The organism is Halomonas sp. AOP43-A1-21 (genome assembly GCF_052376775.1).
In the GTDB taxonomy this organism is placed as follows: Bacteria; Pseudomonadota; Gammaproteobacteria; order Pseudomonadales; family Halomonadaceae; genus Vreelandella; species Vreelandella colorata.
In genome coordinates this window covers 38,499-60,702 of record NZ_JBQSWC010000002.1, presented here as the reverse complement: position 1 = coordinate 60,702, position 22,204 = coordinate 38,499, and the positions used below count along the sequence as shown (strand labels likewise).

The 22,204-nt window shown below is 54.2% G+C and carries 20 protein-coding genes and 5 tRNA genes; 12 read left to right on the top strand and 13 right to left on the bottom strand.

From position 1 onward, the window contains the following. Position 1: 1 nt before the first annotated feature. The 3 genes from ACT3R7_RS01630 to ACT3R7_RS01620 all read right to left on the bottom strand — a co-directional run bounded on the left by ACT3R7_RS01630 (position 2) and on the right by ACT3R7_RS01620 (position 2,379). Positions 2-562 carry a TRAP transporter small permease gene (locus tag ACT3R7_RS01630; RefSeq protein ID WP_192537815.1) on the bottom strand — a complete coding sequence of 187 codons (561 nt, stop codon included), beginning with the start codon at positions 560-562 and terminating at the stop codon, positions 2-4. Positions 563-630: 68 nt separating this feature from the next. Beyond that, complete coding sequence (locus ACT3R7_RS01625) at positions 631-1,608, bottom strand: TRAP transporter substrate-binding protein (protein ID WP_417420104.1); 978 nt, start codon at positions 1,606-1,608, stop codon at positions 631-633. Positions 1,609-1,911: 303 nt separating this feature from the next. Next, positions 1,912-2,379: a GlcG/HbpS family heme-binding protein gene (locus ACT3R7_RS01620; protein WP_192539834.1), complete on the bottom strand. Its 468-nt coding sequence runs from the start codon at positions 2,377-2,379 to the stop codon at positions 1,912-1,914. A 245-nt stretch (positions 2,380-2,624) separates the two neighbouring features. On the opposite strand from ACT3R7_RS01620, the gene ACT3R7_RS01615 reads away from it, so the two are divergent. Beyond that, positions 2,625-3,317, top strand: a complete 693-nt coding sequence (locus ACT3R7_RS01615) for a GntR family transcriptional regulator (protein ID WP_193092679.1) — start codon at positions 2,625-2,627, stop codon at positions 3,315-3,317. A 5-nt stretch (positions 3,318-3,322) separates the two neighbouring features. Here the strand turns inward: ACT3R7_RS01615 and glcC are convergent, their stop codons facing one another. Beyond that, positions 3,323-4,099 (bottom strand): transcriptional regulator GlcC, encoded by a 777-nt coding sequence (gene glcC, locus ACT3R7_RS01610; protein WP_192539832.1) that lies wholly within the window; start codon positions 4,097-4,099, stop codon positions 3,323-3,325. Between the two features lie 210 nt (positions 4,100-4,309). Between glcC and glcD the strand changes: the two genes are divergently transcribed. From glcD to ACT3R7_RS01590, 4 genes are all read left to right on the top strand, one after another. After that, positions 4,310-5,809 (top strand): glycolate oxidase subunit GlcD, encoded by a 1,500-nt coding sequence (gene glcD / locus ACT3R7_RS01605; protein WP_193092678.1) that lies wholly within the window; start codon positions 4,310-4,312, stop codon positions 5,807-5,809. 35 nt (positions 5,810-5,844) lie between these two features. Continuing rightward, complete coding sequence (gene glcE, locus ACT3R7_RS01600; RefSeq protein ID WP_193092677.1) at positions 5,845-6,945, top strand: glycolate oxidase subunit GlcE; 1,101 nt, start codon at positions 5,845-5,847, stop codon at positions 6,943-6,945. Between the two features lie 14 nt (positions 6,946-6,959). After that, entirely contained in the window at positions 6,960-8,198 is a 1,239-nt protein-coding gene (glcF, locus tag ACT3R7_RS01595) for a glycolate oxidase subunit GlcF (protein WP_193092676.1), read from the top strand. Between the two features lie 65 nt (positions 8,199-8,263). Next, positions 8,264-8,665 (top strand): heme-binding protein, encoded by a 402-nt coding sequence (locus ACT3R7_RS01590; protein WP_193092675.1) that lies wholly within the window; start codon positions 8,264-8,266, stop codon positions 8,663-8,665. Between the two features lie 139 nt (positions 8,666-8,804). Here ACT3R7_RS01590 and ACT3R7_RS01585 read toward each other — a convergent pair. From ACT3R7_RS01585 to ACT3R7_RS01560, 6 genes are all read right to left on the bottom strand, one after another. Next, positions 8,805-8,881: transfer RNA gene (locus tag ACT3R7_RS01585), tRNA-Asp, on the bottom strand. A gap of 58 nt (positions 8,882-8,939) precedes the next feature. Continuing rightward, positions 8,940-9,015, bottom strand: a tRNA-Val gene (locus ACT3R7_RS01580). 39 nt (positions 9,016-9,054) lie between these two features. Then, positions 9,055-9,131: transfer RNA gene (locus ACT3R7_RS01575), tRNA-Asp, on the bottom strand. Between the two features lie 39 nt (positions 9,132-9,170). Beyond that, positions 9,171-9,247, bottom strand: a tRNA-Asp gene (locus ACT3R7_RS01570). Positions 9,248-9,307: 60 nt separating this feature from the next. Beyond that, positions 9,308-9,383, bottom strand: a tRNA-Val gene (locus ACT3R7_RS01565). Positions 9,384-9,471: 88 nt separating this feature from the next. After that, the gene (locus ACT3R7_RS01560; protein WP_193092353.1) at positions 9,472-10,182 is read right to left on the bottom strand and encodes an alpha/beta fold hydrolase; all 711 of its coding nucleotides are present in this window, start codon (positions 10,180-10,182) and stop codon (positions 9,472-9,474) included. Between the two features lie 314 nt (positions 10,183-10,496). Between ACT3R7_RS01560 and ACT3R7_RS01555 the strand changes: the two genes are divergently transcribed. The 4 genes from ACT3R7_RS01555 to fnr all read left to right on the top strand — a co-directional run bounded on the left by ACT3R7_RS01555 (position 10,497) and on the right by fnr (position 15,375). Continuing rightward, complete coding sequence (locus tag ACT3R7_RS01555; RefSeq protein ID WP_193092351.1) at positions 10,497-12,302, top strand: heavy metal translocating P-type ATPase metal-binding domain-containing protein; 1,806 nt, start codon at positions 10,497-10,499, stop codon at positions 12,300-12,302. Beyond that, a complete protein-coding gene (locus ACT3R7_RS01550) occupies positions 12,299-13,054 on the top strand; it encodes a sulfite exporter TauE/SafE family protein (RefSeq protein WP_193092350.1) in 756 nt (251 codons plus the stop codon). Before ACT3R7_RS01555 ends, ACT3R7_RS01550 begins: the two co-directional genes overlap by 4 nt. A 78-nt stretch (positions 13,055-13,132) precedes the next feature. Beyond that, complete coding sequence (gene hemN, locus ACT3R7_RS01545) at positions 13,133-14,560, top strand: oxygen-independent coproporphyrinogen III oxidase (protein ID WP_193092349.1); 1,428 nt, start codon at positions 13,133-13,135, stop codon at positions 14,558-14,560. Positions 14,561-14,622: 62 nt separating this feature from the next. Further along, on the top strand, positions 14,623-15,375 hold the full coding sequence (fnr, locus tag ACT3R7_RS01540) for a fumarate/nitrate reduction transcriptional regulator Fnr (protein WP_192539155.1): 753 nt from the start codon (positions 14,623-14,625) through the stop codon (positions 15,373-15,375). Here the strand turns inward: fnr and ttcA are convergent. The 3 genes from ttcA to ACT3R7_RS01525 all read right to left on the bottom strand — a co-directional run bounded on the left by ttcA (position 15,362) and on the right by ACT3R7_RS01525 (position 18,843). After that, a complete protein-coding gene (ttcA, locus tag ACT3R7_RS01535; protein WP_193092348.1) occupies positions 15,362-16,273 on the bottom strand; it encodes a tRNA 2-thiocytidine(32) synthetase TtcA in 912 nt (303 codons plus the stop codon). The genes fnr and ttcA overlap by 14 nt on opposite strands. A gap of 108 nt (positions 16,274-16,381) precedes the next feature. After that, the gene (locus ACT3R7_RS01530; RefSeq protein WP_318782775.1) at positions 16,382-17,035 is read right to left on the bottom strand and encodes a 3'-5' exonuclease family protein; all 654 of its coding nucleotides are present in this window, start codon (positions 17,033-17,035) and stop codon (positions 16,382-16,384) included. Then, positions 17,032-18,843: a DUF294 nucleotidyltransferase-like domain-containing protein gene (locus tag ACT3R7_RS01525; protein WP_193092347.1), complete on the bottom strand. Its 1,812-nt coding sequence runs from the start codon at positions 18,841-18,843 to the stop codon at positions 17,032-17,034. The genes ACT3R7_RS01530 and ACT3R7_RS01525 overlap by 4 nt, the downstream gene beginning before the upstream one ends. A gap of 683 nt (positions 18,844-19,526) precedes the next feature. On the opposite strand from ACT3R7_RS01525, the gene ACT3R7_RS01520 reads away from it, so the two are divergent. The 3 genes from ACT3R7_RS01520 (at position 19,527) to ACT3R7_RS01510 (ending at position 22,200) form a co-directional block, all read left to right on the top strand. Continuing rightward, on the top strand, positions 19,527-19,787 hold the full coding sequence (locus ACT3R7_RS01520; RefSeq protein WP_018916307.1) for a DUF4212 domain-containing protein: 261 nt from the start codon (positions 19,527-19,529) through the stop codon (positions 19,785-19,787). Between the two features lie 6 nt (positions 19,788-19,793). Then, the gene (locus tag ACT3R7_RS01515; protein WP_193092346.1) at positions 19,794-21,575 is read left to right on the top strand and encodes a sodium:solute symporter family protein; all 1,782 of its coding nucleotides are present in this window, start codon (positions 19,794-19,796) and stop codon (positions 21,573-21,575) included. Between the two features lie 103 nt (positions 21,576-21,678). After that, entirely contained in the window at positions 21,679-22,200 is a 522-nt protein-coding gene (locus ACT3R7_RS01510) for a hypothetical protein (protein WP_496198732.1), read from the top strand. The last annotated feature ends 4 nt before the right edge of the window (positions 22,201-22,204 follow it).

The following is a 22,204-nucleotide window of genomic DNA, read 5'->3' as shown; positions in this document are numbered from 1 at the left end:
CTTACCCTCGCTGTTGAGTGCTGACGGCTTCGACTTCTTCGGCATCGATACCAGCTTCTTCCAGTTCGTGATCGATAAACCCTTTGCCGCGAGCGCTTTTCAGCACGTCAGGTAAGCGCAGCAGTTCAGCGATAATGAATAGTACAGAAGCTACGGGAATGGCCGATTGGGTAAGCTGCATGGAGATGGACGGCAGGCTGACCATATTGACGCCTTCAAGAATCAGCATTACCTGGTAGCTTGCCAGACCAAGAAATATGAAAAAGCCGATGGTGATGGCCTCAGCCAGTAAGGCAATCGGCACGCGGATCGACGGCGGGCACATATTCAATACGCTTGGGCAGGTAATATGCGCCCCCTTGGCGGCTGCCAGTGCCGTTCCGTAGTACGTCACCCATGCCAGCAGCACGGCAGCCAGCTCGTCGTACCAGCTCAATGGGAAGCCGAGATAGCGCGTAACGAATCCGATAGTGACAACGCCTGCCAGGGCAATAACCAAGACCACCACAATCCCCTCAAGAAACGAGAAATAGGCGTTCTTGAACTTGGTATAAGCACTCATTAAAACCTCCAGAACGTTGAGGCGCCCCTGTACGCAGGCATTGCGCCTCTAAGAGACGGTTAACTGGCTTAGTCGCGTAGCCCAGCTACCGTATCGATAAGTTCCTGACCACCGTCGACATCGTTGGCAAACTTGTCATAAATGGCCTGAGAGGCTTCAACAAAGGCGTCGAAGTCGACTTCATTCACTTCCATGCCTTCATCACGCATTTTTACCAACGTCTCTTCATCCAGGCGCAAACCCTCTTCAAGAGCGAAGTCTTCCATTTCCAAGGCGACTTCCTCGAGCACTGTGCGCACTTCTTCAGGCAGGCGATTCCAGCTGGCACCCGCGGTCAGATAAGCGGGCGTATAGACGTGATTGGATAAGGAGAGATAGTCCTGAACTTCCTGAAAACGCGAAGAATAGGTTTGAATCAGGGGGTTTTCCTGACCATCCATTGCGCCGGTTTGCAGCGCCACGAACACTTCAGAAAGCGACATTGGCGAAGGAGCGGCACCGTAGCTTCTGAACATCTCAATACGCCATACGCCGCTTGGCGTACGCAGCTTGATGCCTTCCAGGTCCTCCGGCACGACAATAGGTCTTACGTTGTTGGTGATCTGACGAAAACCGTTTTCCCATACCCCGATAATTTTAAAACCGCGCGCTTCAGCTGCTTCATAAAGCGGCCCACGGACGACTTCATCGCGAACCCGCTTCATGTGTTCACGGTCTTTGATCAGGTAGGGCATTTCAAATAACGCAAACTGATCGGATTCAGAGCTCATTACCGTCGAGGGAATCGACAGGTCCAAAGACCCCAACCGCAAGCGGCGCATCATCGACTCGTCGCTTCCCAACTGGCTATTACCGTACACATTCACTTCAGCCACGCCGTCCAAGCGTTCATTGGCAAGCTCGGCGAAGCGATTAGCAGTAATTTCAAACAGCGAACCAGGGCCACCCACATGGCCCAGCCGCACTTCCGTATTGGCATTCGCCGCAGAGGCCTGTAAGCCAATCGCCACGGCAACGGTCAAAATTGTTGTTTTGAAAAATTTCATAGAGCACTCCAAGAGAAACTTATTGTTGTTGGATCGTTGCCACCGGGGCTTGTGGCCCGATGAACCTTGCACGCTCATTCAGTTGTCGCATCCCTGCGACGCGTACACCGCTCCTGTGCACTCATTCAATTTGAATTCAAAATTCAAAATTAGGTATTAAACTTTCGTATTGATCGAAAGTCGTGCTTCACAGCCGTTTGATTTACAAGCAATCATCTGTAGGCGATAAGCGTAAAAACTGTCAGCCATAAAAAAAGCGCCTGCGTTGAGGCGCTTTTGTTGATAACCCTACAAAGGAATACGTTAATCAAGCGTAGGCTCAAGCCCCCACTTGAACCCTGCGGCCTCAATACCGGCAATGGCGGCCTGCTGATCTTCGCTTGACGATGCCCCACTGATGCCTACGGCACCAATCACGCAGTCCTTATCATCAAGAATGAGTACACCACCGGCCACAGGGGTAAACCGACCTTGAGAAGCGGCCGCTACGCTGGCTAGAAAGGCCGGTCGCTCTTGATTGCGCTCCCCTGTCACGCCGCTGGCAACACCAATGCCTAGCGCGGCATAGGCTTTGCCTTGCGCCACGGCGTAGCGCAACGGCGCGCATCCATCTTCACGCTCAGCCACCACGACGTGGCCGCCACCATCCAGCACCACGATGGTCAATGGCGTAAGGTCAGCTTCCCGGGCTTGGGTAATCGCCCCTTCCGCCATTGCTCGGGCCTGGGCTCGGGTTAACTGCACGCTTGCAAGATATACGTTACCTACCATTGATAGCTCCTTGTTATCCTTGTTAAATGCTAATTTCTCCTAATATCAGGAGAGGTCGAATACGCTTCACCAACATTTTTTTTTATACCCTGGTTAATATTGAATTCATAATTACTTTTGCAGATCATAGGTAGACTCGCCACTATACCAAGCGGGAAGACAGCTAAATTTTATTAGCACCATGCAAAAGTACTGTACAAAGCTTGGTAGGATCGCCAGGTGGATGACCGAGAAGGAAGAGAACAATGACGAAGATACTGCAGCGCAATTTATATCGCGAAGTCGCCGACCGTATTGGCGATCTTATCGAGCATGGCGAGCTGTCGCCTGGCGAGCGGATATCAGAAAAACAGCTGTGTGAAAAATTTGGCGTTTCGCGCACTCCCCTGAGAGAAGCACTCAAGGTGCTGGCGACCGAAGGCCTGATTGAGCTGCTGCCCAACCGCGGCGCCCGGGTGGTTCGCCTAACCTTCAAGAAGGTCAAGGACACTTACGATCTTATGGCGGCGCTGGAAGGTTTATCCGGCGAACTGGCCTGCCAGCATATCACCGACAAGGAAATTACCGCCATTCGCAAGCTGCACAACAACATGCTCGAACACTATCATCAGCATGATTTAAAAGCCTATTTTGAGCTTAATCGGCAGATCCATGAAGGTATTTTGGCCGCCTCTAAAAACGAAGTGCTTCAGGAGATGTACAGCAATCTTAGTCAGCGCGTAAAACGCGTGCGCTACTCGAAAAAGATGACCCAGGCGTTTTGGGATCAGGCGGTCAAGGATCATGAAAACATGATCAATGCGCTGGAAAAGCGCGATAGCCAGCTGCTCGGCCAGATTCTGCGCGACCACCTGTGCAATAAGCTTGAAGTGGCGACGTTAGCTGGGGTGATCGAAGATGAAGCGCCTGATGAAGGGCATAGCGTTGTTAACGCATAAACGTGCTACCAGGGTTCCATACGCATCGCGGAGCGCTCCAGGCGCTCGCTTTCTGCCTCCAGCTCACGCAAAAGCTCGGTAATGCTGGTGAGATGCTCAAGCGCGACCTGGCGTGCCTGCTCGGCATCGCCGGATACCACGGCATCGTGAAGCTTTGCATGCTGGCGGTTGATCATCTCGCGCGGGCCCTCGCGATGATAAAGGTGCTTGACGGAAGCAAACACCGAGCTCAGCAGCAGATCGGTCAGGCTTTGTAGCGTATGCACCAGCACGGGGTTGTGGGACGCCTGGGAAACTGCCAAATGAAACGCGTGGTCCAGCCGCGCCAGACGCTCCACATCGATAGGATCTGAATGCTCGGCATAATCCGCCATTTCCCGGTAGCGTCTAGTAATCAGCACGCGATCCATGGACGTGCCTCGCCTGGCGGCCAAAAACGCCGACTCGCCTTCCAGCAGAGCGCGCACTTCGAGTAAATCAAACAGCGTGCGCGGATGGTCATGAAACAGGTGCATCAGCGGGCTTTTATCCTGCATGGGCAGAAGCGACGCCACGGTTGAACCGTGGCCCTGGCGCGTTTCGATCATCCCTCTACTACGCAAAATCCGTAGGCCTTCACGTAGCGAGGCGCGTGACACCTTGAGCCGCTCGCACAGCCGCCTTTCTGACGGCAACAGCTGTCCAGGGCGAAAAACACCCTCCAGAATCAAACGCTCCAGCCGGGCCGCTACGTTTTCAGGCGTACGCCTGCCCATGGACATGTCTTCACTGGAAAAGCCCATGCTCGTTCCTTTCAAAAGCCCACCTAGATGATCCATAAGATAAACCTCATCGTACCGTAACTATCAAGCTCAACATTGCATGATTATCGACCAATTACTGGTCTGACCATTGCACCACACTCTGGACAGGCATACAAAAACAGCTCAGATTGACCCATGCTTGATTGACCGTGCGGTTACCTTAAACGATAAAAAACCTGGGATGTTGTGATGAATATCCTCTTTGATGAGCGTCTTGATGGCGAGCTTGCCCGCCGTGATAAAACCGAGGTTTTAACCGATATACAGCAGGCAGTGCCGACCCTGACCCTGCTCCACCGTGAAGAAGATCTGCGCCCCTTCGAGTGCGATGGCTTGGCCGCTTACCGGGTATTGCCCATGCTGGTAGCGCTGCCCGAAAACCTTGACCAGGTCGAAGCCCTGTTAAAACGCTGCCACGCATTAGACGTACCAGTGGTGACGCGAGGTGCGGGAACCGGCCTTTCCGGCGGCGCGCTGCCGCTTGAGCAGGGCGTACTGCTTGTGATGTCGCGGTTTAACAAGATACTGAGCGTTGACCCTGATGCACGCATGGCCCGCGTGCAGCCTGGGGTGCGCAATCTGGCCATTTCCGAGGCGGCCGCGCCTTACGGGCTTTACTACGCCCCCGACCCGTCATCGCAAATTGCCTGCTCGATTGGCGGCAACGTGGCGGAAAACGCCGGCGGCGTACACTGCCTTAAATACGGTCTGACCGTACACAACGTACTGCGCGTTGATGTGCTGACCATTGAAGGTGAGCGCATGACGCTGGGCGCCGAATCGCTGGATGCGCCGGGTTTTGATCTGCTCGCACTGATGAACGGCTCAGAAGGCATGCTGGGTGTGGTCACCGAAATTACCGTCAAGCTGCTGCCCAAACCGGAGACCGCCAAAGTCTTGATGGCAAGCTTTGACGACGTTGAAAAAGCCGGCCGCGCGGTGGGCGATATTATTGCGGCGGGCATTATCCCAGGCGGCCTGGAAATGATGGATAAGCTTGCCATCAAGGCCGCTGAAGATTTTGTCAAAGCGGGCTACCCGCTGGACGCCGAGGCGATTTTACTGTGCGAGCTTGATGGCGTTGAAGCGGACGTAGATGACGACTGCGAGACGGTACGCCGAGTGCTCGAAAAAGCCGGTGCCACGCAGATTCAGCAGGCCCGTGATGAGCTGGAGCGCGCCAAGTTCTGGGCCGGGCGCAAAAATGCCTTTCCGGCGGTTGGTCGCATGTCGCCTGATTACTACTGCATGGACGGTACGATTCCCCGCTGCGAACTTCCCCGCGTGCTCAAGGGCATCGCGGCGCTTTCTGAACAGAGCGGCCTGGCGGTAGCCAACGTCTTTCACGCCGGTGATGGCAATATGCACCCCCTGATTTTGTTCGATGCCAATAAAGAGGGTGAGCTGGCACTGGCCGAAGAGGTAGGCGGCAAGATTCTGGAGCTGTGCGTGGCCGCTGGTGGTTCGATTACCGGCGAGCATGGCGTAGGGCGCGAAAAGATCAACCAGATGTGCAGTCAGTTCCAGGCGGATGAGATCAGCATTTTCCATGCGCTAAAAGCCGCGTTTGATCCCAAGCGACTGCTTAACCCAGGAAAAAACATCCCCACACTGGCCCGCTGTGCTGAATTTGGCGCTATGCATGTCCATAACAATGAATTGCCGCATCCAGAGCTACCGCGCTTTTGATGATAAATCGAACAAGGCAAACACCAGGAAAGACCATGACTGATTTAGCGATTCACGCCGCCGACCGCGATATTTCTGAGCGCCTGTGTGAGCAGGTGCGTACGGCTTATGAAAAACGCACGCCGCTACGCCTTGTGGGCGGCGATACCCGCGCATTTTATGGCCGCCCGGTAGAAGGCCAGCCGCTTTGCATAGCCGAACACAGCGGCATTGTGTCTTACGACCCGGTTGAGCTTGTGGTAACAGTACGCGCCGGTACGCGATTAAGCGCGCTGCAGAAAGCCCTGGCCGAACACCATCAGATGCTTGCCTTTGAACCGCCAAGTTTCGGTGAGAACAGCACCATCGGCGGCGCGGTGGCGACCGGCCTTTCCGGGCCTCGCCGCCCCTGGGCGGGTGCAGCGCGTGACTTTGTGCTTGGCACGCGAGTAATTACTCAGGAAGGCAAGCTGCTGCGCTTTGGCGGCGAAGTCATGAAAAACGTGGCGGGCTACGACCTTTCCCGCTTAATGGCTGGCGCCCAGGGAACGCTTGGCGTGCTTGCGGATATTTCGTTTAAAGTGTTGCCGATTCCGACAGCAAACCACTGCTTGCGTCTACCCATGGGCCTAGAAGATGCTTTGAATAAACTGGCGGAACTGGGTCGTTTGCCATTACCCATCACCGCGGCCGCCTGGCATGCAGGCGAGCTTTATATTCGCCTGGAAGGCGGCAACAGCTCGGTAAAAGCGACCCAGGAGCGCTTGGGCGGCGAACCACTGGAAGCCAGTTTCTGGCGTTCGCTTGCCAATCAAACCCATGGATTTTTTCATCTTGAGGATGGTAAGGCGCTTTGGCGACTGTCGCTACCCACGCATACCGCGCCGCTTGCGCTGGATATTCCCGAAGCCGATATCTTCTACGACTGGGGTGGCAGCCAGCGTTGGGTAAAAACCACGCTTGATGCAGCAATACTACGCAACGCGTGCCAGGCCGCCGGTGGGCACGCCACCTGCTATACGCCGCAAACGCAGGGTGGAGCGGCAGAGCCGTTTACCCCGTTAAACAGCGTGGTTGAAAAATATCACCGCAATTTAAAAGCGGAGCTGGATGTTCACGGCATTTTCAACCCCGGTCGTCTTTACGCGGCGTTTTAATCAGGAGAGCTGATATGCAAACGCATTTTACCGATGCAGATCGTCAAAAGCCGCATATTCAGGAAGCGGAGCGTATTTTGCGCACCTGCGTCCACTGCGGCTTCTGTAACGCCACCTGCCCCACCTACCAGTTGCTGGGTGATGAGCGTGACGGCCCTCGCGGGCGCATCTACCTGATGAAGGAGCTGCTGGAAAGCCGTGACGAAGATGACCAGGTCACCGCAGAAACCCGGCTGCATCTGGACCGCTGTCTGACCTGCCAGAACTGTGAAACCACCTGTCCGTCTGGGGTCGAGTACCACAAGCTTTTGAATATCGGCCGCGCGGAAATTGAGCGCCGTGTACCGCGCCCGCCGGCCGACCGCGCCCAGCGCTATGCGTTGCGCAAAATGATGGTGGAACCCAAGCGTTTTCAAACGCTGTTAAAACTGGGACTCACGTTCAAACCATTGGTGCCGAGCAAGCTGCGCAACAAGATGCCTGCAGCGCCGGTCAATGCGGGCAAGCGGCCTGATAGTAAACTGCATACTCGCAAAATGCTGATTTTAGAAGGCTGTGTACAACCTGGACTGTCACCCAATACCAACGCCGCGACAGCACGCCTGCTGGATCGCCTGGGTATTAGCCTGACGCCAGTGGCGGAGGCCGGCTGTTGCGGGGCGATTGATTTTCACCTTAACGCCCAAGATGACGGCCGCGCCCGCATGCGCGCCAACATCGATGCCTGGTGGCCGCATATCGAACAGGGCGCCGAGGCGATTGTACAAACCGCTAGCGGCTGCGGAGCGTTTATCAAAGAGTATGGCTATATGCTCAAAGATGACCCGCACTACGCTGAAAAGGCCAAGAAGATCAGCGCGCTGGCAAAAGATATCGTCGAGATTCTGCGTGAGGAGCCCTTAGAAGCACTACAGGTTAAAGAGACCCAACGCTTGGCCTTCCATTGCCCGTGCACACTGCAGCACGCCCAGAAGCTTAACGGCGCGGTAGAAGGCGTATTGATCAAGCTGGGTTTTTCGCTGACACCCGTGCAGGATGCGCACCTCTGCTGCGGGTCCGCAGGTACTTACTCCATCACCCAGCCAGAGCTTGCCACCCAATTGCGCGATAATAAGCTGGCGGCGTTGGAAGCGGGCAATCCAGAGCTTATAGTAACCGCTAATATTGGCTGCCAAACGCACTTAGCGGGGGCGAGTCGTACGCCAGTGCGCCACTGGGTTGAGGTCGTGGACGCGGCACTGATGACTCACTGATCTTCCTGCTGCGCCCACCAACCGGCGCAGCAATTACCATCCTGTTGATAAAAAAAGGACCTGATATGCAAACTAAAGCCGTACTTGTTCAAGCGGATATCACGAAAATTCTTGAGGCCGCCCAGAAAGAAGCTAACAGCAACAGCTGGCCGGTCACAATTGCAATCACCGATGACGGCGGCCATCTGCTCGCCCTTAGCCGCCTGGACGGCGCGGCGCCCTTTAGCGCCGAAATCGCCACGCACAAGGCACGCAATGCCGCCCTGGGCCGTAAAGAAACCCAAGTGTTCGAAGAGATGATTAACGGCGGCCGTACAGCGTTTGTGTCCGCCCCCTTCTCAGGCCTGCTATCCGGTGGCGTACCCATCATCGTTGACGGTCAGGTAATCGGCGCAGTGGGCATTTCTGGCGTAAAACCCGACCAGGACGTGCAGATTGCCAAAGCAGGCATTAGCGCGGTTGCCTAACTGGCTTAAAAACTAGCGCACATACGAAAAAACCCCGGATCAAAGATCCGGGGTTTTTAGAATTCGTCGGTATAAAACCGAAAATAATTATACCCGTACACTTAAAATTTCAGTGCGTAAAATAAACGCTAGTGCTTAATGGCGGACCGGACGAGACTCGAACTCGCGACCTCCGGCGTGACAGGCCGGCATTCTAACCAACTGAACTACCGGTCCACAAATAAGGCACTTATACAACCGTATTACAACTGCAACCATTTAAAAGGACTTTAAATGGTGGGTGGTACTGGGTTCGAACCAGTGACCCCCAGCTTGTAAGGCTGGTGCTCTCCCAACTGAGCTAACCACCCAGGGTGTTGATCTTTAATCAACCAATCTGCAAGTTATCGTGGCGGACCGGACGAGACTCGAACTCGCGACCTCCGGCGTGACAGGCCGGCATTCTAACCAACTGAACTACCGGTCCGAATAGCGATAACTGCTACAAAGCAAAAAAGTATGATGATGGCGGACCGGACGAGACTCGAACTCGCGACCTCCGGCGTGACAGGCCGGCATTCTAACCAACTGAACTACCGGTCCGCTGTTGCATCATGCTGATGTTACTTTGGTACTGCTTTACGTTTCCAGGCCATCTTTCGATGGTGGGTGGTACTGGGTTCGAACCAGTGACCCCCAGCTTGTAAGGCTGGTGCTCTCCCAACTGAGCTAACCACCCGCTGGTCACGTGGCGCTGCATTCTACAGAAGCCTACCTGAATGTCAACACGTTATGTTTAAACTTTGTGATTTAAACCAGCGCGTTGCTCACATTCCCGAAGGCGTTCCATGAGCGCGGACGAAGGATGCCGCAAGTGTGGCCGCTTCGTCAATCAAAAACTCATGTTTTAATCCAGATGCACGGCGCGGCTTGAAATCATGATCGCCATCGGTAAGCCATTCAAGCTGGGTTTGCGCCGTTAACGAGTAGCCTGAGACCTCCTCGCGCGTACCAAAAGGGTCACGCTCGCCCTGCAAAATTAGCAGTGGGCAATGAATATCCGCCCAGTGGCTCAAACGCAGCTTGCCAGGCGCTTTAGGCGGATGAAACGGGTAACCCGCCACAATCACTCCAGGGCAAACTTGCTGGCTTGCGGACTCCGTACTTGTGGACCCTGAACTTGCAAACGCCGTACTTGCAAATGCCGTACTTGCAAACATAGTCGCAATACGTCCGCCCATTGATTTTCCGCCCACCCATAGCGGCTGGTCAGCCAATGGCCCAAGCAGCTTGTACCAGGCCGCAAAATGCTCAAGCGTTTTTGTCACAGGCGGCGGCGGGCGGCGCTTGCCCTGCGCCATCATTTGCTGCATGTACGGAAAATCAATCGCGAAGACCTGAATGCCCTGGGCGGCAAGCGCATTGATCATATGCTGCATAAATCCCGATTGATGCCCTGCGCCAGCACCATGCGCCCATAAAAGCCGCCCGATATGCGCCTGCCCGGTGACGGAAAGTGGCCCAAACCCCTCAACCATAAAACAAGACGCTTCCTCCCGCGCCAGCGCAGCAGGCAACTGGTCAAGTTGAATAGGAACATAGTCTGCGTAAGCGTTCGGCACGACCGCTCTCTCCTTCACGTTAGGGTTGGTGCAAAAAAATCATCAAGCGATAGGCAGGCATGACGACGAAACTCGCGCCCTTCCCATCAATGCTGCTAACCTTTTCACACGTTAGCTATTAGGGCCTGTGGATAGATTGCCCATCGGTTAAGCAGCGCTCATTGTAAGGAAACATAATTGCTGGATAACGCGTTAACGATGCGCTTAGCTCAAGAGCCGTCAGCCAAGTCATGACAGCGCCTGCGGCCCCCTCTTGCTACCATTGCGGCAGCCACGTACCCGCCGATGCGCCTTGGCAAATTGTGCTGGATGAAACGGGGCACCCTTTATGCTGCCCAGGCTGCGAAGCCGTGGCGCACGCCATTGTACAGGGTGGCCTGGAAAGCTATTACCGCCAGCGTACCGACCTGCCCGGCAAACCCGTTAATGAGGCGCTTAACAGCGATGCCTGGGCGCACTTTGATAGCCCTGAACGTCAGGCAACGTTTGTGACGTCAGAAAGTGATACTGAGCAGCTAAGCGCGACCCTCGCGGTCGAAGGCATTACCTGCAACGCCTGTGCCTGGCTTATCGAGCATCGCCTAAATGCCCTTGAGGGTATCACCGCAAGCGCGGTGGATTTATCCCATCATCGCCTGCGCGTTAGTTGGCACGCCAACCAGCTTAAACTCTCTCAACTACTGGCCGAGCTTGCCACTATCGGCTACAGCGCTCTGCCGTTTGAGCCCGACCCCACCCAAGAGCACCTGCGGCATAAAAAGCGTGTAAATGCTTGGCGGCTGGGAATCTCGGGGGCAAACCTTATCGGCATCACTCTGCTAGCGTTTTTTTTAAACGGTGCAGCATTAGAAAACGTTAACCCGCATGCTTATACGCTGTTTCACTGGCTGCCCCTTGGTCTAGCCACCGCCTTGATGCTATTCGCCACACCGCCTTTTTTCAGGCGTGCGCTTGTCGATATACGGCGCGGCCTGCTCGGCCCGGCGGTGCCTATCAGTTTAGCCTTGAGCATCGCTTACCTGGCCAGCGGCTACGCAACGCTGCTTCATACTGGGGAGCACTACGCAGGTTTTATTACCCTGCTGACAACGCTCTTGCTGCTGGGCGGCTACGTTAAATCATCCCTAGGCCTGGGGCATGTTCAAAATACGCTCAAAGACGCCCTTCCTGCGTCGGCCACTCGGCTTTACCACGATGGCTGCGAGAAAATCCTGCCAATAGGGGAACTCGCTCCAGGCGATCACGTTGTAGTTAAACCGGGTCAGCGACTTCCTGCTGACGGCACGATTGAGCAAGGGACATCGAGCCTGGATGAATCGGTATTGAGCGGCGAGCAGCTTCCCATAACGCGCCAAGTAGGCGATCACGTGCTGGCTGGCTGTCGAAACCTGGAAAATTCGCTGGTCATCAAGGCAATCCTGGTAGGCGCTGATACTCGCACCGCGCATATTAGCGCCCAGGTTAAAGCTGCCTGGGGCGAGCAATCCTTGGCGGCGATCAACGCGCAAAACATGCACCGCTGGGTGAGTCGTTTACTCATAGCGAGCTTAAGCGTTACAGCTATTGGCGGATGGCTTGGGAAAGCCGAGGTGCTGGATACCCTGCTCTCTATGCTGGTAGTGAGTAGTTTCTGTGCGTTGGCGATGGCGCATCCTGCGATCTTAGTAGCCAGCTACCAGCAGTTGCGCAAGCGCGGCGTGGTAATACAGACGCCTTCCGCTCTGATGACATTGTCGCAAACAGCGCATGTCTGTGAGTCTTTAGCTTCCCACCCTGACGTGGTCATTTTTAGCCCTCGCAAGGCCTGTGCCGGCGAGACTCTTGCCATTGCCCGCGCCATGCAGCGCTGCATACGCCAAACCAGCGGCTTGGCCGTAGGCATAAGCCTGATATTATTTACCCTGGCAGCGCTGGTGGGCTTTTTATCTCCGCTGGGAGCCGTCTTGGGTGTTGTGATTAGCGTTCTCGCTGTCGTCGCCAATACGCTATGTTTTTCGCGCAGCCTTTCTCTTTCAGCCGCAAAAGGCATGTTATGAACCCGACCGGGCTTGATTTTCCACCGCTTATCGCCGCGTTTGTGTTTGGTTTGATGGGCGGCGCGCACTGCATTGGTATGTGCGGGGGAATCATGAGCGCGTTGACCTTTGCCGTACCGCCCAGCATGCGCCGCCCAGCACGTATGGGCGGCCTGCTGTTGAGCTACAACCTGGGCCGCATTACAAGCTATATGGCTGCAGGCGCCTTAGTGGCCGCTCTCGGCACGCTGATTTCGCTTTCTCCTTTAGCCCGGCAGGTATTGCAGGGGCTGGCGGCGTTAATGCTGATTTTAATGGCGCTTTACATCGCCAACTGGTGGAAGGGACTTTTGCGTGTTGAAGCCGTAGGAAAGCATTTATGGCGCTACCTTGAACCCGTTGGGCGGCGCTTGATGCCGGTAGTCCATTTTCCCCAAGCGTTTGCGCTAGGCGCTATATGGGGTTGGCTGCCGTGTGGGTTAGTTTACTCAATGCTAGCGTGGAGCCTGGCAATCGCCCAGCCACTTCAAGGTGCGCTGTTGATGGGGGCCTTTGGTCTGGGCACCCTGCCCGCGCTACTGGCCACTGGGCTAGCGGCTCACAAACTTAGCCACCTTATCCGCCACCCGGCGACCCGAACCCTAGCAGCGCTGACCATTATTACCTTTGCCTTATGGCAGCTATGGACGCTCAATGCTCACCTAGGTGGTCACGACCACGCGCCCTCACACTCCGACTCCCAACCTCATTCCCACTCGCACACCAATCATTGACGTAGCTCAACACTTTCTGGCAGTAACGACGGTAAGCTATAGGTAGAGTTTTATTTCTAAGCTACCGGAGGCGTTTCCATGTCCGTTCATGCCACTGCGGCCTCCCTGCCCGTTACACCTGCCGGATTGCCTAGCGCCCATTGGGATGAAGCGTTACTACGCCGCTATGATAAAAGCGGCCCTCGATACACGTCCTATCCAACCGCGCTGGCTTTTCATGAAGGTTTTACAGCGGATAACGTGATTCAAGCGCTTGAGCAGAGCAACGCCAGCCGGCGGCCACTTTCACTGTACGTTCATGTGCCGTTTTGTCGCAAAATTTGCTTTTACTGCGCATGCAATAAAATCGCCACTAAAAACACCGCGCTGGCAGAGCCTTACCTTTCGCGCCTGGACCGTGAAATGGTCCTCACCGCGCGCCACCTGGATACTTCACGACCCGTTAAACAGCTGCACTGGGGTGGCGGAACGCCGACGTTTCTTTCGCTGGCACAGATGGGCGATCTGATCGACCGCCTGGATGCCCGGTTCGGGCTTTCAAACGCCCCTGACCGCGATTATGCAATCGAAATTGATCCGCGTGAGGCCGATGTCTTTACCCTGCGCCATTTGCAGTCATTGGGCTTTAACCGCCTAAGCCTGGGCGTGCAGGATCTGGATCCGCGCGTTCAAAAAGCGATCAATCGTCACCAGCCGCGCGTACTTACCGAAACGCTGATGGATGAAGCGCACCGCTTGGGGTTTCGTTCGCTCAATCTCGACTTAATCTATGGCCTGCCCTTTCAGACCGAAAAGAGTTTTGCCGAGACGTTAGCGCAAGTGATTGAGCTGAGTCCGGCGCGCTTATCGGTGTTTAACTACGCGCATCTACCCACGAGGTTTAAGCCCCAGCGGCGCATTAATGTTGACGACCTGCCGGGCGCTGATGAAAAGCTTTCGATCTTGCGTACCACCATCGAGATGCTAACGGCCGCTGGTTACGTGCATATCGGCATGGATCATTTTGCCAAGCCTGAAGACAGCCTGGCGCTTGCCCAGGCCAACGGGACGCTGCAGCGTAATTTCCAAGGCTATTCAAGCCATGCTAAATGCGATTTGATTGGGCTCGGGGTATCGGCTATTTCACATATAGGCGATAGCTACGCGCAAAACCCAGTCGACTTAGCCAGCTATGAAAACGCCTTGGACCAAGGTCGACTAGCGACCGTGAAAGGCCTAAGATTAAGTAAGGATGATCTAATAAGGGCCGATGTTATCGAACGCTTAATGTGCGATATGCGCCTGGATTTAGCCGCCATTAGCCAACGCTGGCAGATTGATGCTGCCGATTATTTTTCACTTGCGTTAGAACAGCTACACCCTGCTGAGCAGGATGGGTTAATCATCCGCCAGGGTGATACGCTTAACGCAACGCCAATGGGTCGTTTGCTGGTTCGTCAATTAGCCATGGCGTTTGATGCCTGTTTGCCAGAGCAGTCAGGCCAGCGCTATTCGAAAATGGTCTAGCGGGCTGAGCGCGCGTAGCCAACACCCTTTGAGCAAAAAAGACGGAACCTGGGAGAGACTCAATGCCACCACCTGCAAGCCAACGACGTGCGCTTCTGCAAGAGGCACGTTGCCAGACCTGCAGCCTAAGCTCGCTGTGTCTGCCGCTCGCGCTTGAGCTTGAAGATATGGGGCAGTTTGACGCCATTATCCGGCGCCGGGCTCCGCTTAAAAAAGGCGAGCCGCTTTTTCGCCAAGGTGACCGCTTTACCAGTGTCTACGCGGTACGCTCGGGCAGCTTGAAGCAGGTGACCAGCGAGGGTAACGGTAACGACCAGCTTACCAATTTCTTTCTGCCAAGCGAGCTGGTAGGCCTGGACGGCATCGATGAAGAGCACTATCCCGGCAGCGTGATTGCGCTGGAAACCACGACCATTTGCGAGATCCCGTTTGATCGTCTGGATTCACTTTCCGAGGAACTCCCTGAGCTGCGCGGCCAGCTGTATCGCAGTATGAGTAAGGAGCTTCGCGATGACCGGCGCATGATGCGGCTTTTATCGCGCAAGACCGCCGACCAACGGCTGGCAAGCTTCTTACTGACGCTGTCGGAACGCTTTCGACGTCGGGGCTACTCGCCTTACAGCTTTCGGCTATCCATGGCCCGGGCCGACATAGGCAACTATCTGGGATTGGCCGTCGAGACAGTCAGCCGTATTTTAAGCCGCTTTCAGCAGCACAAAGTGGTGGCCGTCTCTGGGCGAGAGGTCAATATCCTCGATATGCAGCGCTTGATTACGCTTAGCGAAGAGGATGATCAAACGATCAATTCACATTAAACGTTTGAATGCGGCTAGCCATTAGCGCCTCCTGCTTGGCTTCAAGCCCTTGGAAATCAAATAACTCACGGTCGGCCAGCTGTGAAGGGGCAACGTTGGTGACCGCCTTGAACATGCTTTCCAGGCGGCCGGGGTGCTTCTTGTCCCACTCGGCAAGCATTTCCTTGACGACCTGACGTTGCATATTGGGCTGCGAACCACACAGGTTGCAGGGAATGATGGGAAATGCCATCAGTCGGGAAAACTCCGCAATATCGGCTTCTTTGCAGTAGGCCAACGGACGAATCACGATATTTTTACCGTCATCGGAGAGCAGTTTGGGCGGCATCGACTTCAATGTGCCGCCAAAAAACATATTCAGAAATAACGTTTCCAGAATATCTTCACGGTGATGGCCCAGCGCAATTTTATTCGCCCCAATCTCTTCAGCAAACCCGTAAAGCGATCCGCGCCGTAAGCGTGAACACAGCGCGCAGGTCGTCTTGCCTTCGGGGGTTTTCTCCTTCACCACCGAGTACGTGTCGCGCTCCAATATGTGGTATTCCACGCCGAGCTTATCCAGATAGCGTGGCAACACATGCTCAGGGAAACCGGGCTGCTTTTGGTCCATATTGACCGCCACCAGCGAGAAATTTACCGGCGCATTGCGCTGCAGGCTGCGCAGAATTTCCAGCATGGTGTAGCTGTCTTTACCACCTGACAGGCAGACCATCACGCGGTCACCCTCATTAATCATTTGGTAATCAATGATGGCATTACCCACTTCACGCCGCAGCCGCTTTTGCAACTTATTGAATTCACGCTTTTGTTTGGCGTCATCAGGCTCGGGCTGGCCCGATAGGTCGCACGCCTGCGCAGCGGTCGACGTGGCGGGGTCAAAATGATCGAGGTGTTGCATGATATAAGCACTGCCAATGGTAGAAGGAGCAGCGGCTATTCTAACAAGACTCCCGCCCTTCGCCCAACTGGCAAAATCACGTTATCTGCATACTAGAAGCTGACCAGATTACGTCATATCACGCTGTAAGCGCATATACAGCAGAGCGCTGGCGGTGGCTTTGCCCAATAAACCGCTTGTCGAGGTAGCAGGAACTTGCCAACATGCTAGCGCTTCGGAAAACTGGCTAGGTGACTCGACCAGCGGATGTAGGCGACGCAGCTGACGCTGATGCAGTTTGGCCACATCAATCTGAGCATTGGGCAGCCCAAACCCCAGGTGGATTCTAAATGCGCTGTTAAGGGCGGCCAACTGCTGATCCAGCTGCCAGCCAATCAGCGGCCGATTGCCAATAAATTCGGCCAGCGCGCGTAGCGTATCGGTACTTGGCGATAATGCCGTCTCGGTATTATAAAGCTTTCGATGACGACGCAGCGTCGTCTTGTCAGCGGCCTGCAGGTCGGCAAGCGTTGCCACCCAGGCGCTGCTGGTATGAATTTGTTGTTGATTCAATACCACAGCGGCAAAGCTTAAAACGGGGGTTTCTCCTGGCGTCACCTGACAGGCCAACGCCACCAGCTCTTCACCCATATAGGGTTGGAATAACCAGGCGTAGGGAGAGTTGGCATAGCGGCGACGTTCACGTTCACGCTTGAATAACGCCCGCAACGAGCGCCCCACCAGCGTGAGGTATTTGTCGATTCCCTGCATAGCGCGGCTCATGAGTACTCTAAGTGGTAACGGTGGGAGAGGCGCTGTTTGAAATCTTTAACGATATGCAGCGACTCACGCAACACATCTCTTTCCAGCGATGATAGCTCTTGCACCACAACGCGGTTGGAGTGGCCGCTAACCTTCTGCTCACTAAGCTGCTGCTTGAGACGCAGCTCGGTAAATAGCGCCAGCGCTTCGCCCAGGTCATCGGCCACCCGGTGTTCAAGGCGGCCATCATCAGCCAGCGCCTCCAGCCGCCCCTGGGTCGAGGTCACATTAATACGTCGTTCCAGCGCCATGGTGCGCACACCATGTACAATCGGAAAGATGCCGCCTTTCTTGATATCGATGCCGTGCTGAGGCTTTTTAAGTGAGCCAAACAGAGTCAGGGGCGTTGCAAAGCGCAGCGCCGGCCGAGCAAAGTAGGACAGCAGAATCTCATCTCCCGCACAGCGTTCAAACAAGGTCTCGCGCACGCTTTCCAGCAAGCGTGGATTTCCCGCGACCGAATGGGCATCCAGCATAATGGCAAGCTTCATCAGGCTATCGCCATCGCGCTCGCGCGCCCATTTGGCGATACGTTTTTTCCATTGTGAGACGCTGGCAACCCACTGCGGATTAGATACCATAATATTGCCGGGGCAAGGCGGGTAGCCCAACGTTATCAGGGTATCGGTAAGGCGCTGCATATCACCTGCCACACCGGGCCACTGGGCATCGTCATCTAAAATCAGTCCGTTATCCTGATCCGTTTTAAGAATCTGCTCCCCGCGCCCTTCACTGCCCATCACCATTAGGCAGCTGTCGTGATGGTGCTGCTCATTAATGATAAATTCCCAGGCCTTGCTCATTATCCGGCCATTAAGCGCTGCCAGAAGATCCATCGCAAAACGCAGCTTGACACCTTGCGCCATTAGCGCCCGAACCAGCTCTGGAGTGCGTTGGCTTGCCATCGACAACGACTGTAAATCGTTGGCCTGCTCCACCTGTAGGCTCACCACGTAGCTTCGGCTGGAGAAAAAGCTCAGGACATCGGTGATTTCAACCACGCCCTTGAGCACCGACTGCTCCATCACGACAACCCGGGTAACTTTATGCCGGGTCATTAACACCAATGCTTCAAAGAGATACTGTTCAGGGGTCACCGTCACCAATGAAAAGTGGGCAATCTGATCCAATGACGTTGCCTGCGTGCAGCCTTTTAGCACTAGCGCATTGAGCAAGTCGGTTTTGGTAACCATGCCCAGTTTGTCTTGAGTTTTGACCAGCAGGCTATCGGCATGGCTGTCATTGAGCTTTTTTACCGCCCCGGCGATATCGGTTGAGGCATCCATCAATAGGGGCTCACGCATACACTCACCGACCTTGGCTAACATGAAGCCCGCCATGGTCACGCCTCCGTCGGCGCGCTTTTCGGTTAATAGGCGTGCCTTATGGGCAAGCGACTGCCTAAAGAACTGCTCAAAGGATGGGTACTGCCGACACAGCTGCATAAACAGAGCGCTGGGCATGAGATAACACAAGCATTCATGTTCGGCCTGGAAGCGATAGCGGCTTTTTCCATTTAAAATACTGATGGCGCCGAATAGATCACCTGCCGTGTAGTGCCCAATAACGGTGCTGGCAGCGGGTAAGGTGGGGTCAATCTCAGCGACGTCACCTCTATGTACCAGAAATACGTACTCGCCCGTAGCGCCCATTTCTAAAATAATTTCATCACGATCAAAATAAGCAAGATCCATACCTCGGCGAACGAAGTCACGCCCTTCATCATCGAGTAGCGTAAACGGCAGTTGGGACAGCTCAACATCAACCATCAGGCCTGACCTCACACAACAAAAGCTCATACAGCAAGCTGGCAGAAGTACACCAACGATGATGGCATTGAGATAGCCATTGCAGCAGGCAACCTCAAAACCCGTATGTCGCTTGTTATTATTAGACGGTGAACATAAATACCGTACTCAGCAAACAGCTTTATAAAAACATGCTACTTAGTGGTTAAAACCACCCTTTCGCTATATACCTTTAGCTATTATTCCAACGTCGACTCGACGTTGGTTCTAACGACTAAAGTAGTGCTTTTTTAAGCATATAACTATCAATATCAAACCATCTATTCAAAGTAGCAAACATTATCTTTTAGCCAAACACTAGACCATTGTCCAAGGACAGAGTAGCTTACCGCCAAAGCATCATAAAAATTTTTATTTTCATCGACTTAAAAACTAGGAAACCACCTTAAAAGCAGTAGTGATACCAAAGTCTGGGATTTATTTTTTAGCGATTATTGTCCAGTATTAACCATGTATCATTCAGGGTAATTGCATATGGCTAATTAAAACTTACCCAAACACTAAGAGATCAACTAGCTTAAACAGCAACAGACTAAAAATGACAACTAAGAAGCAAGTGATTTTGGTGTGCCATTACCCTGATGCGCCAAACGCTATTCCTAGTGAACTTTCCAATCCTTAAAAAACAAGTGGAGAGCAACACAATGGCAGACGACAAATCTAATGCTGCTGAATACTGGAAAGCCAACGTCCGCTTAATCTTCGGGTGCCTGATTGTTTGGGCATTCGTTTCTTATGGATGTGCAATTCTGTTTCGTCCTTTGTTGGCGGGCATTCCAGTCGGGGGGACAGACCTGGGCTTCTGGTTTGCTCAGCAAGGCTCCATTCTTACCTTCATTGTGCTTATCTTCTTCTATGCCTGGAGAATGAATAAGCTCGATAAAAAATATGGTCTTGAGGAGTAAGCCAGTATGAGCCAGTTTGCAATTAACTTACTGTTCGTTGGCGCCTCCTTCGCCCTGTATATCGGTATCGCGATTTGGGCGCGTGCGGGATCCACGAAGGACTTCTACGTTGCCGGTGGCGGCGTTCATCCGATTACCAACGGCATGGCAACAGCCGCAGACTGGATGTCGGCAGCCTCGTTTATTTCCATGGCGGGTCTTCTGGCCTCCGGTGGCTATGCTAACTCCACGTTCCTGATGGGCTGGACCGGCGGCTACGTTATTCTAGCCATGTTGCTGGCCCCGTATCTGCGTAAGTTTGGCAAGTTCACCGTGCCTGACTTTATTGGCGACCGCTTCTACAGCAATACCGCCCGTTTAGTCGCCATTGTGTGCTTAATTGTAGCGTCAGTGACTTACGTTATCGGTCAAATGACCGGTGCGGGCGTTGCCTTCTCGCGCTTTTTGGAAGTCAGCAACACCTGGGGCATCTGGCTCGCCGCGCTGATCGTTTTCCTGTATGCCGTTTTCGGCGGCATGAAAGGGATCACTTACACTCAGGTCGCTCAGTACATCGTTCTGATCGTGGCCTACACCATTCCTGCGGTGTTTATTGCCTTCCAGCTTACCGGCAACCCAGTCCCCATGTTCGGCATGTTCAGCACACATACCGAATCGGGTATTCCCCTACTGCAGAAGCTCGATGACGTGGTAAGCGCACTAGGCTTTCAGGACTACACCGCCGATGTAGACAATAAACTGAATATGGTGCTGTTCACGCTTTCACTGATGGTAGGTACCGCAGGCCTTCCTCACGTTATTATCCGCTTCTTCACCGTACCCAAGGTAGCTGATGCACGCTGGTCAGCAGGCTGGGCGCTGGTATTTATCGCCCTGCTCTACCTGACGGCGCCGGCGGTGGGCTCCATGGCACGCCTTAACCTGATGACCACGGTTTACCCTGAAATGGCTGGTCAGGTTGAAAACTATGACGAAGCCGCACAAAATCCCATTCTCTACGAAGAGCGTCCGGAGTGGTTCCGCACCTGGGAAGATACTGGGCTAATCACCTTCAATGATGTTAACAACGATGGTCGTATTCAGTTCTATAACGATGCAACTGATTACACTGATCGTGGCTGGGAAGGCAACGAGCTGACGGTTAACAACGATATTCTGGTACTTGCTAACCCGGAAATCGCTAACCTGCCAGGCTGGGTCATCGGTTTAATCGCGGCTGGCGGTATTGCTGCGGCCCTTTCAACGGCGGCTGGTCTTCTGCTCGCGATCTCCTCGGCAATCAGTCATGACTTGATCAAGACCATGATCAATCCGAAGATTTCCGAAAAAGGAGAGATGCTCGCAGCCCGGATCTCCATGGGTGGCGCCATCCTGCTGGCCACTTACCTGGGCTTGAACCCACCCGGTTTTGCGGCTCAAACGGTAGCATTGGCCTTCGGTATTGCCGGTGCCTCGCTGTTCCCGGCGTTGATGATGGGTATTTTCTCGACCCGCATGAACAACATGGGCGCGATTGCCGGTATGCTGGCAGGCCTGATCTGTACGCTGCTGTATATCTTCACCTATCTGGGCTGGTTCTTTATCCCAGGCACCAACACGTTGGCCAATACTCCGGATAACTGGATTCTGGGGATCTCACCACTCTCCTTCGGTGCGGTAGGTGCGATGATCAACTTCGCAGTTGCCTTTGCAGTCTCCAGCGTGACAGCCGCACCGCCGCGGGAAATTCAGGAGCTGGTGGAAAGCGTTCGCTATCCAAAAGGTGCTGGTGCAGCGGTCGATCATTAAGCCATAATCATTTCCTCGGCTTGTCGCAACAGACTGCTTTGGAATCAAAAGTGACCATCGGGCCTCCTAAGGGAGGCCCGATGACTTTCAGAAAGGATATTTTATGATATGGCACTTGATCGCCGCAGTATTTGCCGGGCTTGCCGCCGCCGGCATTGGGCTGATCCTTAGAACTCTTAGCCGCAAACGGCTACCCAAATGGATTGTGCCGGTATGCGGTGGACTAGGCATGCTGGGCTATCAAATCCAGGTGGAGTATTCATGGTTTGAACACAAGCAGGCACAGCTGCCTGACACTGCCATTGTCATTTCAAGCGATACTTCAAGCGCCGTATGGCGTCCCTGGACGTTTGCTTTTCCCATGACCACCAAGTTTAGCGTTGTCGATAGCGACAATATCGTTGCCCGTGAGATTGATGAAACGCCGGTGGTGGAATTTATTCTGTATCAGTTCGAGCGCCACCATACCGATATCCTCATCACCCAACCCTACGTTCTAAACTGCGACAGCCGCGAGCTGATACCACTAAATAACGCCACCGGAGAAGCACAGCTGAGCGAGCTTCGCCGACTGCGCGAAACATCGCCGCTATTAACCACCGTGTGCGGACTCGCTAGCGCCTAAGCGA

Bases quoted from the DNA above. Each gene is read 5' to 3' on its own strand.
- ACT3R7_RS01550 (WP_193092350.1), top strand. From the start codon at position 12,299: ATGAACCCGACCGGGCTTGATTTTCCACCGCTTATCGCCGCGTTTGTG.
- ACT3R7_RS01510 (WP_496198732.1), top strand. From the start codon at position 21,679: ATGATATGGCACTTGATCGCCGCAGTATTTGCCGGGCTTGCCGCCGCC.
- ACT3R7_RS01520 (WP_018916307.1), top strand. From the start codon at position 19,527: ATGGCAGACGACAAATCTAATGCTGCTGAATACTGGAAAGCCAACGTC.
- ACT3R7_RS01515 (WP_193092346.1), top strand. From the start codon at position 19,794: ATGAGCCAGTTTGCAATTAACTTACTGTTCGTTGGCGCCTCCTTCGCC.
- ACT3R7_RS01625 (WP_417420104.1), bottom strand. From the start codon at position 1,608: ATGAAATTTTTCAAAACAACAATTTTGACCGTTGCCGTGGCGATTGGC.
- glcF (WP_193092676.1), top strand. From the start codon at position 6,960: ATGCAAACGCATTTTACCGATGCAGATCGTCAAAAGCCGCATATTCAG.
- hemN (WP_193092349.1), top strand. From the start codon at position 13,133: ATGTCCGTTCATGCCACTGCGGCCTCCCTGCCCGTTACACCTGCCGGA.
- glcC (WP_192539832.1), bottom strand. From the start codon at position 4,099: ATGGGCTTTTCCAGTGAAGACATGTCCATGGGCAGGCGTACGCCTGAA.
- ACT3R7_RS01630 (WP_192537815.1), bottom strand. From the start codon at position 562: ATGAGTGCTTATACCAAGTTCAAGAACGCCTATTTCTCGTTTCTTGAG.
- glcE (WP_193092677.1), top strand. From the start codon at position 5,845: ATGACTGATTTAGCGATTCACGCCGCCGACCGCGATATTTCTGAGCGC.
- fnr (WP_192539155.1), top strand. From the start codon at position 14,623: ATGCCACCACCTGCAAGCCAACGACGTGCGCTTCTGCAAGAGGCACGT.
- glcD (WP_193092678.1), top strand. From the start codon at position 4,310: ATGAATATCCTCTTTGATGAGCGTCTTGATGGCGAGCTTGCCCGCCGT.
- ttcA (WP_193092348.1), bottom strand. From the start codon at position 16,273: ATGCAACACCTCGATCATTTTGACCCCGCCACGTCGACCGCTGCGCAG.
- ACT3R7_RS01525 (WP_193092347.1), bottom strand. From the start codon at position 18,843: ATGGTTGATGTTGAGCTGTCCCAACTGCCGTTTACGCTACTCGATGAT.
- ACT3R7_RS01530 (WP_318782775.1), bottom strand. From the start codon at position 17,035: ATGAGCCGCGCTATGCAGGGAATCGACAAATACCTCACGCTGGTGGGG.
- ACT3R7_RS01615 (WP_193092679.1), top strand. From the start codon at position 2,625: ATGACGAAGATACTGCAGCGCAATTTATATCGCGAAGTCGCCGACCGT.
- ACT3R7_RS01620 (WP_192539834.1), bottom strand. From the start codon at position 2,379: ATGGTAGGTAACGTATATCTTGCAAGCGTGCAGTTAACCCGAGCCCAG.
- ACT3R7_RS01560 (WP_193092353.1), bottom strand. From the start codon at position 10,182: ATGGTTGAGGGGTTTGGGCCACTTTCCGTCACCGGGCAGGCGCATATC.
- ACT3R7_RS01590 (WP_193092675.1), top strand. From the start codon at position 8,264: ATGCAAACTAAAGCCGTACTTGTTCAAGCGGATATCACGAAAATTCTT.
- ACT3R7_RS01555 (WP_193092351.1), top strand. From the start codon at position 10,497: ATGACAGCGCCTGCGGCCCCCTCTTGCTACCATTGCGGCAGCCACGTA.